Below are 14,378 nucleotides of genomic sequence, written 5' to 3'. Positions count from 1 at the left end.
TCAAGACATTATGGCTCATTATGAAGCGCCCATAAGAAGACCTCTAGTCACCGGTGATAAAACTTACTCCGATGTGACCAGAGATATTGCAGCACCAGTAGAAGGTGAGGCAAATAAGCAGTGGTGGATTGTCTTTACGATCTCCCTCGTCGCTTTTCTTTATGGAATAGGATGTATTACATATACCATCTCTACGGGTATTGGAGTTTGGGGATTGAACAAGACCATTGGTTGGGCTTGGGACATTACCAACTTTGTATGGTGGGTAGGTATTGGTCACGCGGGAACCTTGATCTCGGCGGTATTATTGCTTTTCCGTCAGAAATGGCGTATGGCGATTAACCGTTCTGCTGAGGCGATGACGATTTTCTCGGTGATTCAGGCCGGTTTGTTCCCGATCATTCACATGGGACGTCCATGGTTGGCTTATTGGGTATTGCCTATTCCCAATCAATTTGGTTCTTTATGGGTGAACTTCAACTCGCCTTTGCTTTGGGACGTATTTGCGATCTCGACTTATCTGTCGGTTTCACTGGTATTCTGGTGGACAGGATTACTTCCTGACTTTGCAATGATCCGCGATCGCGCCATTACACCCTTTAACAAAAAGATTTACGGAATTCTATCTTTTGGATGGTCTGGACGTGCCAAAGATTGGCAGCGTTTTGAAGAAGTATCCTTGGTATTGGCCGGATTGGCTACGCCGCTAGTACTTTCTGTACACACGATTGTATCCTTTGACTTTGCTACCTCGGTGATTCCAGGTTGGCATACCACAATTTTCCCTCCCTACTTTGTGGCAGGAGCGATTTTCTCTGGCTTTGCGATGGTAAACACTTTGTTGATCATCATGCGAAAGGTTTGTCATTTGGAAAACTACATCACTATTCAGCACATCGAGTTGATGAATATTGTGATCATGATCACAGGTTCTATTGTAGGAGTGGCGTATATCACTGAGCTATTTGTAGCTTGGTATTCTGGAGTGGAATACGAACAGTATGCCTTCTTGAACAGGGCAACCGGTCCTTACTGGTGGGCTTATTGGTCTATGATGATATGTAACGTATTCTCACCTCAGTTCATGTGGTTTAAAAAATTACGTACCAGTATTATGTTCTCCTTTGCGATTTCAATTGTGGTAAACATAGGTATGTGGTTTGAGCGTTTTGTAATTATCGTTACTTCCCTACACAGGGATTACCTACCGTCTTCATGGACGATGTTTTCACCCACATTTGTGGATATCGGAATCTTTATAGGAACCATCGGATTTTTCTTTGTATTGTTCCTATTGTATTCTAGAACATTCCCAGTTATCGCACAAGCCGAGGTAAAATCTATTTTGAAGGCCAGTGGTAGTAAATACAAGACCTTACGAGAAAATAAAAACAAGTCTAACATGGAATCCAGATCTGGAGATCCTATCGCTCACCCAAGCGAGTAGTACTGAGAACTTATGTCGACAAAAACCATTCACGCTTTATATACGGATGATGATGTTTTGCTGCAGGCAGTAAAGCAAGTCAGGGACAAACACTATCACATTGAAGAAGTGTTTACCCCATTTCCCGTACACGGTCTGGAAAAGGCCATGGGCATCGCCGATACCCGCCTTGCAATCAATGCATTTCTCTACGGCATCGTTGGGCTATGTGTTGCCACGGCCATGATGAACTACATCATGATCGAGGATTGGCCTCAAAACATTGGTGGTAAACCTAGTTTTTCCTACATCCAAAACATGCCGGCCTTTGTGCCTATCATGTTTGAGTTGACGGTATTCTTTGCGGCCCACTTGATGGTGATCACTTTTTACATGAGAAGTAGATTGTGGCCATTCAAACAAGCTGAAAATCCTGATGTACGTACTACAGACGACCATTTTTTAATGGAAATAGACACCCATGGTGTGGATGTGGACGAGGCTACACAGTTCTTGTATGATACGGGAGCAGTGGAGATTAAACTAATTGACAAAGACGAGCACTGATGAATACATGGTATAAAACATTCATTTACGCATTGACCGCAGCCTTACTGATATCCTGTAGGGGAGAAACAAAGTCTGTTGCTGCCGATGGCGATCGCAGCGTGCAGTATTTCCCTAATATGTACGAGTCGGCTGGATATGAAACTTATCAGGAAGGTACCGTATTTGAAAATAATATGGAAGCCCAAAAGCCGGTAGAAGGTACTGTCTCCCGCGGGTGGATGCCTTATGATTATGAAAATAGTAATGAGGGCTACGCTTCCGCGAAAGCGAACCTTCAAAATCCATTGCCTTATACCGAAGAAAACCTGGAAAACGGATCTGTCATGTACGGAATCTACTGTGCTATCTGTCACGGTAAAAAAGGTGATGGGAAAGGTCACTTGGTTGAGACTGAAAAAATCCTTGGGGTGCCTAGCTATGCTGATCGCCCCATTACACAAGGTTCGATTTATCACGTGATGTATTACGGAATCAATTCCATGGGATCCTATGCCTCACAAACCTCAGAGGAGGAACGTTGGCAAATTGCTCACCACGTAGATGCCTTGAGAAGAGATCTGCAAGGGGTGGAGCGCCAGGCTTTTGTAAAGAGTGGTGAAGTAGCAGAACCTATAGCCCAACCGCAGGATACGACAATGGTATCCAGTGACAAGGATGCTGAGATGGAAGAGGCGCCTATGCAGCCACAAGAAATCGAAGAGCAAGAAACTGAAACACAAACTGACGGCCAATAAGCCCTAGAAGATAGTATTGTATGTATAAGCTGACTAGTAAACTTAAGATTTTTGCGATTGTATTGATCGTTCTGGGTGGTCTTTTTACGGCCATTGGTTTCTTAAGCGTGCCCGAATCTGAAGAGGCCGTCAAGGAAATGATCCAGGCTGAAAAAGCGGGACATCACGGTGGTGGCCACGATGCTGCTGCGATGGAAGATGATCATCATGCCGGTGCGTCTGCAGATCATCACGCTACAGAAACAAACCATGACCATGCTGCGGATCATGCATCGACTTCAGATCATGGCGACGGACACGCCAAGAGTCATGAAGATGAGCATGCTGAGCATGTGTATCATCAATTGGTGAACAAGCCTTGGGCTGCCATATATGTAGCGGCCTTTTTCTTCTTTATGATTGGTCTGGGAGTATTGGCCTTTTACGCTGTCCAAAAAGCAGCGCAAGCGGGTTGGTCGCCAGTATTGTTCAGGGTAATGGAAGGTATTAGTAGCTATATACTACCTGGTGGTGTCATCATGTTTGTATTGCTTTTGCTCTCTGGTTTACATGTCAATCATATCTTTATTTGGATGGATGAGAACGTGGTCGCCCACGACGAGATCATTCAAGGTAAAACAGGCTTCCTCAATGTTCTTTTTTGGTTGTTCAGAGCTGGTGCATTCCTGGTAGGTTGGAACCTTTATCGCTGGAACATCAGAAAATTCAGCTTGAACCAGGATGAAGCCAAAGAAGGTGATATTAAGTGGTACAAAAAAGGATTTAAGCACAGTGCAGCCTTTTTAGTATTCTTTATCGTGACTGAATCGATCATGTCTTGGGACTGGATCATGAGCTTTGACCCTCACTGGTTCTCCACCTTGTTTGGTTGGTATGTATTTGCCAGTATGTTTGTCTCTGGTATTACGACTATTGCCCTGGTGACCATTTACCTGAAATCCAAAGGTTACCTAGAGTTTGTCAATGACTCCCATATTCATGACTTGGCTAAGTTCATGTTTGGGGTAAGCATCTTCTGGACCTATTTGTGGTTCTCACAATTCATGTTGATTTGGTATTCCAATATTCCGGAAGAAGTGACTTATTTCGTCACCCGTATTGAAGATTACAATCTATTGTTCTTTGGTATGGTGGCCATCAACTTCCTTTTCCCACTGCTAATTTTAATGAATTCAGACTTTAAGCGGGTGAACTGGTTTGTGGTAACGGCAGGTTTATTTATACTGATCGGTCACTACCTGGACATTTATGTGATGGTGATGCCAGCGACCGTAGGAGAATCTTGGTTTATTGGTTTCCCAGAGATAGGAGCGGTGATGTTGTTTGCCGGTATCTTCCTGTTGTACGTGTTCAACACAATCTCCAAGGCACCATTATTGGCTAAAGGTGATCCATACCTAGGTGAGAGTAAACATTTCCATTATTAAACAATATAGAAAACAACTGTAATGACAGCATTTCTAATCATATTTATAGCAGCCTTATTTGCTGTATCCATCTGGCAGATCTCTAAGATCGTTAAATTGGGTAAGGCCCCAGAACCAGACACAGAATTGTCTGAAGTGGCCAATGATAAGGATAACAAACGCAATGGTCAAATGATGTTGGCCTTTGTGGTCGCCATGTATATCATGATGATCGCATGTTTTATCGGATACCAAGACTTTTTCCTGCCTGATGCTGGATCTGAACACGGCGCAGAGTACGACAACTTGTTACTGTTGACCACGGTCGTGATCATGATCGTACAAGTGCTTACCCAAGGTCTCTTGCACTATTTTTCTTATAAATACCACGGTAAAAAAGGACAGCGTGCCTTGTTTTATGCGGATAATGACCGATTAGAATTTATTTGGACCGCTATTCCCGTTGTAGTGCTGGCAGGTTTGATCCTTTGGGGATTGTTTTCCTGGAACGACATCATGGAAGCCGATACGGATGACAACCCTATCGTTGTCGAAGTTTATGCCTATCAATTCGGATGGAAGGTTCGATACAGTGGGGAAGACAATATCTTGGGTGACGCCAATGTGCGTTTCATTGAGGGTGTGAATGATTTAGGTATTGACCCAACCGATGTAGACGGTAAAGATGATATGGTCGCTCAAGAATTACATTTACCGGTAAATCGTCCAGTACTTTTTAAATTCAGAAGTCAGGATGTTCTACACTCTGCTTACATGCCTCACTTTAGAGCGCAGATGAACGTTGTGCCCGGTATGGTAACCCAATTTAAATTCACGCCTACAGTGACTTCAGAAGATTATAAGTCGACTGAGTACATGACCGAAAAAGTGCGTAAGATTAATGAAATTAGACGACAAAAAAGCAAGGAATTGATTGATGATGGTGAAGTACCATTGGATCCTTACGAATTTGAATATTATCTATTGTGTAACAAAATTTGTGGTGAATCTCACTATAACATGCAGATCAAAATTGTTGTAGAAAGCGATGAGGATTACCAGAATTGGTTGGATACACAAACAACATTTGAAGAAACTTTAGCCAACGCTGAAAACTAGAAATATGGGACAATCTATGGGAGTTGCAACAGACCATGCACACGAAGATGGACACCACCATCATAAAGAAACATTTGTAACAAAGTATATTTTCTCCCAGGATCATAAGATGATTGCCAAGCAATATCTGATCACTGGACTTATTATGGGTGCTATAGGTATTGCCATGTCTGTGTTGATGAGAATCCAGCTGGCCAATCCTGGTGAGCCCAACGTAATTTTTGAAGCCTTGTTAGGTAAATGGGCTCCTGATGGAATCATGGATCCTAACATGTACCTCGCATTGGTTACTATTCACGGTACCATCATGGTATTCTTTGTATTGACGGCCGGATTGAGTGGTACCTTTTCTAACTTTTTGATACCTCTTCAAATTGGTGCGCGTGACATGGCTTCTGGATTCCTAAACATGGTGTCTTATTGGCTATTTTTCATCTCGGCCGCTATAATGATTGGATCTCTGTTTGTCGAATTAGGTCCTGCAGCTGCTGGATGGACTATTTACCCGCCTTTGAGTGCACTTCCTGAAGCTATGGGAGGTTCTGGACTGGGAATGACGTTATGGTTAGTTTCCATGGCGATCTTTATTGCTTCGTCCTTGTTGGGTTCATTGAACTATATCGTAACTGTGATTAACTTGAGAACAAAAGGTATGTCTATGACTAGATTGCCGTTGACGATCTGGGCGTTCTTTGTAACAGCCATCATCGGTGTGGTCTCTTTCCCAGTACTGTTGTCTGCAGCCTTGTTGTTGATCATGGACAGAAGTTTTGGTACTTCCTTCTTCCTTTCTGATATTTACATCAAAGGAGAAGTACTGGCTCACCAAGGTGGTTCACCTGTATTGTTTGAGCATTTATTTTGGTTCTTGGGTCACCCAGAAGTTTACATCGTATTACTTCCAGCATTGGGTATTACTTCTGAAATTATTGCTACCAATTCGCGTAAACCTATCTTTGGCTATCGTGCCATGGTGGCTTCTATCTTAGCCATCGCATTCTTGTCGACTATCGTTTGGGGTCACCATATGTTTGTATCTGGTATGAATCCTTTCTTGGGATCCGTATTTACTTTTACGACTTTATTGATTGCGATTCCTTCTGCGGTAAAAGCTTTTAACTATATCACCACGCTTTGGAAGGGTAATCTACAGATGAACCCTGCCATGCTCTTCTCTATAGGCTTGGTTTCTACCTTTATTACGGGTGGACTTACTGGAATAATCTTGGGAGATAGTACGCTGGACATCAATGTACACGATACTTATTTTGTGGTGGCGCACTTCCACTTGGTTATGGGTATATCTGCCTTATACGGTTTGTTTGCCGGAGTTTATCACTGGTTCCCTAAAATGTTCAATCGTATGATGGATAAAAACTTAGGGTATGTGCATTTTTGGTTAACGGCCATCGGTGCGTACGGTGTGTTCTTCCCTATGCACTTTATTGGTATGGCAGGACTTCCGAGACGTTATTATACGAATACCAATTTCCCCTATTTTGATGACTTGGCCGATACCAATAGTTTGATCACCTACTTTGCTATTGCAACCGCGCTGGCTCAGTTGTTCTTTGTCTACAACTTTGTTAAATCAATTTTCTATGGTAAGAAAGCGCCAGCTAATCCATGGAAATCAAATACGTTGGAATGGACTACGGGTGACAAACATATCCATGGGAATTGGGAAGGAGAAATTCCTACTGTATACCGTTGGGCTTATGACTATAGCAAACTCAACGAAGAAGGTGACTATGTAATTCCTGGACAGGATTATGCACCGCAACATATTCCGCTGCAAGATGGTGAGGAAGAATTAAATCATTAATTATCCGCCACTATAAATTATAGCAAAGCCGCTGTCCAAGAACAGCGGCTTTTTTATTGGGCTATTTTTCGCTTTCGCGAAAGCTATACTTCCCCACGAGCGGGATAGTTATTTTTTTCTATATAATCTACTGCATTCAGGACATCTTTGATACTGGGTCTAGCAAACGGCATGGTCTGCACTGAAGAGAAGTATAAAGTGCCGTCATCTTTCACTAAAAACATTCCTGGTTCGGAGAAAAGTTCTGGCTCTTTATCGCTAACCCCTTTGGATAGGTAAAGGCCCCATTCCTGTGCTTTATCTTTTGACAGCTCAAACGCTACCGGCAAGGACTCTATATCCCATTCTTCACCAGTTTTCTTGGCGCGCTGCTCTTTGTCCATACTTATGGCGATAACATTGATGCCCCTATCTGTAAGATCGTTCAAATGATTCTTTACACTTTCCAGCTGTTTCTTACAAATTGGACAATGGTGCCCCCTATAAAATATTAACAAGCTGTATTTATCAGGATCTTGTTTGTGAAGTGACCACTTGGTGTCATTGATTAGGTCAAGCTCTAACTCAGGTGTTTTTTGTTGTGGTTTCATGTTTTTATTTAAAGATAGTCTTCGAAACCGCTTCAGTCTCCCAATAGGCTATTAAAGATTGTTAAGCTTGTATTATTATATGAGAAGAAAAGGCAAGGGGCTATATAGCCCAATACAAACTTAAAGAGGCTGATTCCTACTTGACTTTTAGAGTAGAGTCACGTTGGATAAGCTGAGTTGGAAGTACAATTTGCTGATAATCCACTTTTTCATCTCTTTTGAGTTGCTGAATTTCTTTATACAACTGTTTGAAAACGCTCCTACCCATTTCCAAACCAGGCTGATCAATGGTAGTAAGTGAAGGAGAGATGATGGAGGACATGAACCAGTTGCTAAAACCAACAATAGAAATTTGTTCTGGAATTTTAATGCCCTGCTTATTGAATTCTGAAATGGCGCCAATAGCGACCAGATCCGTATTGATAAAAATACCATCTACATCATTATGATCCAGCAAAAGCTGTCTTGCATTATTCTGGCCTTCTTCAAAACTTAGATCATCACATTCACAGATATAAACCAGAGAAGCGTCGTAAGGGATATCATTGTCTCTTAATGCTTTCCTATATCCCAAAAAGCGGTCGATGGAATTTTGGGGCAACAATGACCCTCTAAAATGGGCGATGCGTTGACATCCTATATCTATAAGGTGTTGAGTGGCATCATATGCTGCTTGTCGATCATCGATAATTACTTTGGAACAATTGACGGTCTTGGCAATTTTGTCAAACATGATCATTGGCTTGTCGGCAGCAATAACATCGTTTAGATGTTTAAAATCTACCGTATCATTGGCCAGTGAAATCATGATGCCATCTACCCGTTGATTCATCAATAAGTCCAGGTGCTTTTTTTCCATATCATATCTTTCATTGGACTGCAGGATGATAACCAGATATCCTTTGGCTTCAGCCTCTGCAATAATTCCTTTGATGACGTTTGAAAAAAAGTGATGAACAATCACCGGAATAATCAATCCGACCGTTTTGGATTCTTTGGTTCTCAGGTTGACGGCAAATGCATTCGGTTTATAATTTAAAGTGGTCGCTAGCTCTTTTACCAAGGCTTTGGTCTTGGCGCTCACATCTGGATAATCCTTGAGCGCCTTGGAAACAGTAGTCACTGAAATCCCCAATTGATCAGCAATATCTTGTAATGTGACTGGTTTCATAACGAAATCTTCAATTTTGACCCTTTAAAAGTAACAAAAAACCAAAAACGAAAACGTTTTCGGTGTTTTCGAAAACGTTTTCGGTAAAAAAAACCTATGGAAGCAATTCAATGCTAATTAATTTGGACATACCAAAAAAGAATATTGTCATTAACCTATAACCTGTCAATTATGATTCATTTGAAAACTCTGGGAATAAGCATGTTCCTGTTCATTTTTTGTGTTAACCTGGCCCTGTCTCAAACTACTGTTTCTGGAACGGTAACTGATGAAATGGGCGATCCAGTCAGTGGGATCAATATTGTCCTAAAAGGAACCAGTAAAGGTGCCATCACCGATTTTGACGGTAAGTATTTAATTGCCAATGTTGAAAACGGTACCTATGTAGTAGAAGCTTCCTCCATGAGTTATACCAAAACTTCAAAGGAAATAACGGTTTCTGGGGTACCGCTTACTGTCGACTTTGTAGTCGCATTGGACCAGGCTGCGCTGGATGAAATCATTGTGACCGGTGTGGTCAATCCCAAAGCAAGAATCGAATCCAGTATCTCTGTTACCAGCCTCAAAACCGAGAACATACAGCAATCAGCACCTCGATCTACGGCAGAGATCTTTAGAACCATTCCAGGTATTAGATCAGAGTCATCTGGAGGAGAAGGTAATTCAAATATAGCCGTACGTGGTGTACCCATTTCTTCTGGTGGATCTAAATACGTACAGCTACAGGAAGATGGATTACCGGTATTGCTCTACGGTGATATATCTTTTGGTACAGCAGATATTTTTACGAGGTTTGACTACAATGTAGCGCGAATCGAGGCCATAAGAGGAGGGTCTGCCTCCACACTTACTTCCAATGCTCCTGGAGGTATCATCAATATCATCAGCAAAACCGGGAAAAGAGAAGGTGGCGCTATCGGAACGAGTTTTGGGGTGGATTATGATTCTTTTAGAACTGATTTTGATTATGGTACTGCAATCGGGGATAACTTATATATACACGCTGGTGGATTTTACAGAGTAGGAGAAGGTATCAGAAATACCGGATTTACCGCAAATAACGGAGGGCAATTCAAATTGAGTCTAACCAAAGACTTTGAAAAGGGAAGTATACGCGTATATGGTAAATATCTCAACGATAGAGCGGCCGCTTATTTGCCAATGCCTATTCAAGTGAGCGGTACTAATGATGACCCAGATTATGATGATGCACCTAATTTTGACGCCACCCTGGGGTCTAATCACACGGCAAACCTTACCCAAACCTTGAGATTGGGTCCAGATGGGTCCAGAACAAGGGGCGATGTGACTGACGGGATGCACCCTGTTTCTACTTCAATAGGTATGGAGGCTTCATTTGATCTTGGCGAGGGATGGAAGATCTCCAACAATGGTAGATTCTCAGCAAATAACGGTGCATTTGTTTCTCCGTTTCCAGCGCAGGTCGCCAGTGCCGCCGACATTGCAGACTCCTTTGGTGCCGGTTCAACACTCCAATTTACAGATGGAGACTCTGTCGACGCAGGAAGTTTTGTCTCACGTATACACATGTTTGATGTAGAGTTGAACAACTTTAACAACTTTATGAATAATGTCCAGCTGTCAAAATCTGTGCAAAATGTAGATATCACCCTGGGATACTTTAAGTCTATCCAAAATATCTCTATGTCCTGGTTATGGAATTCTTACCTTCAAGAGGTGAATGGGGGTAATGCCAGATTAATCAATGTCTTTGACGCTACAGGGACACCATTGAGTGAAAATGGGTTGTATGCTTACGGTACGCCTTTCTGGGGAAACCTCCAGAGAAACTATGATACGCAATACAATGTATCAGCCCCTTATCTCAACCTGTCTCTTGAGGCTACTGAGAGAATAAATTTTGATGCCAGTGTGCGTTATGACTACGGCAGAGTTGACGGGACTTTCACCGCGGGAACAGAAAGCCAATTTGACGTTAACAATGATGGGCAGATTTCAGTACCTGAACAAAATGTATTTTCTGTGAACAATGCTTCACCTACTGTGGTCAATTATGATTATGACTATCTTTCTTATTCTGTAGGGGTCAATTTCAAATTTGAAGAAAGACAAGCTATGTTTGCCAGATACAGTAGAGGTGGTTCTGCCAAAGCAGATCGTATACTATTCTCAGGGCTTAATTATCAAGACGGCGATCAGATCAATGCCCTAGATTTTCTAACGCAAGCTGAACTGGGCTATAAGCGCAACTTTGACAACGGTGCTTTGTATTTGACAGCGTTCTACGCTCAAACAGCTGAGGAAGGCGGATTTGAAGCCACTTCTCAAACCATCATAGAAAATGATTACCGATCAGCTGGTGTCGAATTGGAAGGAAACTACAGGTGGAATAACTTCGACTTAAGAGGAGCCGTAACTTATACCAATGCTGAGATTGATAGTGGTGATAATGAAGGCAACACCCCAAGAAGGCAGCCTGATTTTATTTACAACCTGATTCCGTCCTACAACTTTGGATTAGAAAATCAAAATTCTATAGGTCTAAGTTTCGTCGGGCAGACCAAGGCTTTTGCTCAAGACAACAATGAGCTGACAATGCCTGGATTTGTGATGGTCAACAGTTTTGTAAATATCGGTATCACCCCTTCCTTATATGCCAATCTATCGGCCAACAACCTCTTTGATACCTTAGGTATAACTGAAATTGAAGAAGGTAGTATTACTGAAGGTCAAACCAATATCGTGCGCGCAAGACCGCTGCCGGGAAGATCAATTTCCTTGGGCCTACAGTATAAGTTTTAAGTTAGTTAAGTTGATTTTTGGGAGTTGGTGTTAAGGCAACTTGATACCAACTTTTTTGAATCAAAGTGAAAACTAGGCCAATTCCAAGTCAGTTGGTATGATCATCACAATTATTGATAGAGGACTGCTGTTCTCGGATATCCATCAATTTGATAATGTGTAAATTTCAACATATCAGGTCATAGGATTAACACCTGACAATAGTGTAGGGTTTAGATACATGTACAAGCTTTTGTTTTCCACATGTTGATGGTAAAAACTACTGAAACATCATATTCCATGAAATTCAAAAAGGTCAAGTTAGGTTTTTGGCAGATTTTGCATATGAATGTTGGATTCTTCGGAATTCAATACAGTTTTGGCTTGCAACAAAGTGCCGTAACACCCATCTACGACTTTTTGGGCGCTGCGCCAGATCAGATTCCTATCCTTCATCTTGCGGGACCTGTGACTGGATTACTCGTTCAACCGGTTATCGGTGCTTTGAGTGACAAAACTTGGTCTCCCAGGCTGGGGCGCAGAAAACCCTATTTTCTAATTGGCGCCTTGCTCTGTAGCATCAGTTTAATCGCTTTTCCTTTTAGTAGTTCGCTATGGATGGCGGCAGGATTACTTTGGATTTTAGACGCCGGGAACAACACGGCAATGGAGCCGTACCGTGCACTTATTGCAGACCAATTGGTGCCAGAACAACAACCCTTAGGCTTTCAGATGCAAAGTTTTTTCACTGGGCTGGGACAAGTGTTGGCTAACCTATCCATTTTTATTTTCCCAATGATCATCATTGGTTATACTGGCTCACTTCCCAATTGGGTGTATGTCTCTTTCTTTCTAGGGGCATTTTGTTCCATCGCATCTATTCTATGGAGCATGAGCCGCACTAAAGAAATACCTCCATCGGAACAGGAACTTGCAGCCTTGAGGGAGAATAAAAAAGGTGTTTTTGCTCCTTTTATTGAGATCGCAGCAGCTATTCGGGACATGCCCAGAGTAATGTGGCAACTTGCATTGGTTTACCTGTTCCAGTGGTACGCGCTCTTCTGCTATTGGCAAAATGCTTCTAAAAGTGTAGCCCTCTCCGTATATGACGCCACCCCTTCCAGTGATCCACAAGCCTATGAGGAAGCTGTCAGCTGGACGGCACTTATCAATGGTTGGTATAACACAGTTACTTTTTTAACAGCTTTTGGTTTGGTCTGGATGGCTAAAAAATATGGCGCCAAATATGTCCATGCCATTTGCTTGATCCTTGCAGCTGTCGGGTTTCTGAGCTTTCCGCATATTGAGAACAAAGCTTTGCTTTTGGTTGCCATTACTGGTTTTGGAATAGGTTGGGCCAGTATGATGGGAATCCCCTACCTCATGGTAATAGGGAACATTTCAAAAGAACGCTATGGTGTTTATATGGGTATCATTAACATGATGATCGTAGTGCCTATGATTATTCAAACCTTATCATTCGGATATATTTTGAAAAACTTTCTGGGTAATGATCCTCGCAATGCAATTAGTTTTGCCGGTATATTGTTGTTGGTCGCGGCCTTGTTTACCTTTTTAATTAATGTTAGAAAAGACCCTCCTTATGAAGCGCCAAGCATATGACAAAGCCATAGATTTGCTGCGCAGAGCCTCAACTGGAAAAGGCTTTCTGGCCAGTGCTGATGATGTCTCCAATTATAAACGTATTTGGGCAAGGGATGGTGTGATTTGTGGACTGGCAGCCCTGGCATCTGGAGATCAACAGTTGATACAGACCTTTCGGCAGACCATCGCAACCCTGGCCGAACATCAACATAGATTAGGTACAATCCCGTCAAACGTTCAACCAGAGACCGGTGAGGTGAGTTATGGCGGTCTGGCTGGGAGGGTGGACGCGCTTACCTGGTTTGTCATTGGCGTTTGTCAATTGGCCAAGTATCTGGATGAACCAGAAATCGTTCAGCAATATGAAGTACATATCAGTAAGTGCTTGCATCTGTTGGAGACCTGGGAATTCAACAATAGAGATTTGGTTTATGTACCACTTTCAGGAAATTGGGCAGATGAATATATCACCGATGGATACGTGCTATACGATCAATTGCTCAGGCTTTGGGCTTTACGATGTTATCATCATTTCAAACCTTCTGAAATGCTGAAGAAAAAAATCCAGGCAGTTGAAATAGCGATTCAACATAATTTTCTTCCCCATACAGCAGGTGAGAAAGTGCACCAACAGGCCTACGATAAACTCCATTTTGACGCCTATATTCCAGCTTCATTTTCCCCGGCAGGATATAAAAATAAATTTGATGCATTGGCAACCTCCTTGGCGTTTCTGCTGGATATAGGTGATCCCGAGCTCAGATCGGCAATGCAACTGTATGGCAAAAAGCTGAGTCAGGGACTGGATTTAAAAATACTTCCTGCTTTTTGGCCACCAGTATTTGAAGAAGACCCAGAATGGCATTTGCTTAGGGACAATTGCAAATTTGAGTTCAGGAACTTTCCCTATGAGTTTCACAATGGCGGCAGCTGGACAATGGTCAATGGGTTTTATGGCTTGGCCCTATTGTCTCAAAATGATCAGGATGAGGCCAGTCAGATACTAGAACATGTGAATCTTGCCAATGCAAAAGATGACTACGCATTTTATGAATGTTTCAATTCGGCCACAGGGGATCCTAATGGTGTCTCTAATTGTGCATGGAGCGCGTCATCAACCGTTATGCTGACCAGAGCTATTGACCATAACTTTAAACTATTCTTCTGAT

General features: G+C 42.3%; 11 protein-coding genes. 9 read left to right on the top strand and 2 right to left on the bottom strand.

Features of this window, described 5'->3' with window-relative positions:
- The first annotated feature begins 10 nt into the window (after positions 1 to 10).
- From nrfD to EGM47_RS00625, 6 genes are read left to right on the top strand one after another with little or no spacing between them, the layout of a single operon-like run.
- On the top strand, positions 11 to 1,447 hold the full coding sequence (nrfD, locus tag EGM47_RS00650; protein WP_124978842.1) for an NrfD/PsrC family molybdoenzyme membrane anchor subunit: 1,437 nt from the start codon (positions 11 to 13) through the stop codon (positions 1,445 to 1,447).
- 12 nt (positions 1,448 to 1,459) lie between these two features.
- On the top strand, positions 1,460 to 1,993 hold the full coding sequence (locus EGM47_RS00645) for a DUF3341 domain-containing protein (protein WP_124978841.1): 534 nt from the start codon (positions 1,460 to 1,462) through the stop codon (positions 1,991 to 1,993).
- Entirely contained in the window at positions 1,993 to 2,730 is a 738-nt protein-coding gene (locus EGM47_RS00640; protein ID WP_124978840.1) for a c-type cytochrome, read from the top strand. The genes EGM47_RS00645 and EGM47_RS00640 overlap by 1 nt, the downstream gene beginning before the upstream one ends.
- 20 nt (positions 2,731 to 2,750) lie before the next feature.
- Positions 2,751 to 4,157, top strand: a complete 1,407-nt coding sequence (locus tag EGM47_RS00635) for an urease accessory protein UreE (RefSeq protein WP_124978839.1) — start codon at positions 2,751 to 2,753, stop codon at positions 4,155 to 4,157.
- Positions 4,158 to 4,178: 21 nt separating this feature from the next.
- Entirely contained in the window at positions 4,179 to 5,255 is a 1,077-nt protein-coding gene (locus EGM47_RS00630; RefSeq protein ID WP_124978838.1) for a cytochrome c oxidase subunit II, read from the top strand.
- Between the two features lie 4 nt (positions 5,256 to 5,259).
- A complete protein-coding gene (locus tag EGM47_RS00625; RefSeq protein ID WP_206052089.1) occupies positions 5,260 to 7,080 on the top strand; it encodes a cytochrome c oxidase subunit I in 1,821 nt (606 codons plus the stop codon).
- An 83-nt stretch (positions 7,081 to 7,163) separates the two neighbouring features.
- Here the strand turns inward: EGM47_RS00625 and EGM47_RS00620 are convergent, their stop codons facing one another.
- Positions 7,164 to 7,670, bottom strand: a complete 507-nt coding sequence (locus EGM47_RS00620) for a peroxiredoxin-like family protein (RefSeq protein WP_124978837.1) — start codon at positions 7,668 to 7,670, stop codon at positions 7,164 to 7,166.
- A 136-nt stretch (positions 7,671 to 7,806) separates the two neighbouring features.
- The gene (locus EGM47_RS00615) at positions 7,807 to 8,841 is read right to left on the bottom strand and encodes a LacI family DNA-binding transcriptional regulator (protein WP_124978836.1); all 1,035 of its coding nucleotides are present in this window, start codon (positions 8,839 to 8,841) and stop codon (positions 7,807 to 7,809) included.
- A gap of 171 nt (positions 8,842 to 9,012) precedes the next feature.
- On the opposite strand from EGM47_RS00615, the gene EGM47_RS00610 reads away from it, so the two are divergent.
- The 3 genes from EGM47_RS00610 to EGM47_RS00600 all read left to right on the top strand — a co-directional run bounded on the left by EGM47_RS00610 (position 9,013) and on the right by EGM47_RS00600 (position 14,377).
- A complete protein-coding gene (locus EGM47_RS00610; RefSeq protein WP_206052088.1) occupies positions 9,013 to 11,625 on the top strand; it encodes a TonB-dependent receptor in 2,613 nt (870 codons plus the stop codon).
- A 279-nt stretch (positions 11,626 to 11,904) separates the two neighbouring features.
- Positions 11,905 to 13,227 carry an MFS transporter gene (locus tag EGM47_RS00605; RefSeq protein WP_124978835.1) on the top strand — a complete coding sequence of 441 codons (1,323 nt, stop codon included), beginning with the start codon at positions 11,905 to 11,907 and terminating at the stop codon, positions 13,225 to 13,227.
- Entirely contained in the window at positions 13,208 to 14,377 is a 1,170-nt protein-coding gene (locus EGM47_RS00600) for a glucosidase family protein (protein WP_124978834.1), read from the top strand. Before EGM47_RS00605 ends, EGM47_RS00600 begins: the two co-directional genes overlap by 20 nt.
- Position 14,378 lies beyond the last annotated feature (1 nt).

Origin of the sequence: Nonlabens xiamenensis, assembly GCF_003865345.1 — a bacterium.
Classification (GTDB): domain Bacteria; phylum Bacteroidota; class Bacteroidia; order Flavobacteriales; family Flavobacteriaceae; genus Nonlabens; species Nonlabens xiamenensis.
The sequence above is the reverse complement of the archived record's forward strand: the minus strand, read 5'-3'. Positions and strand labels throughout refer to the sequence as shown.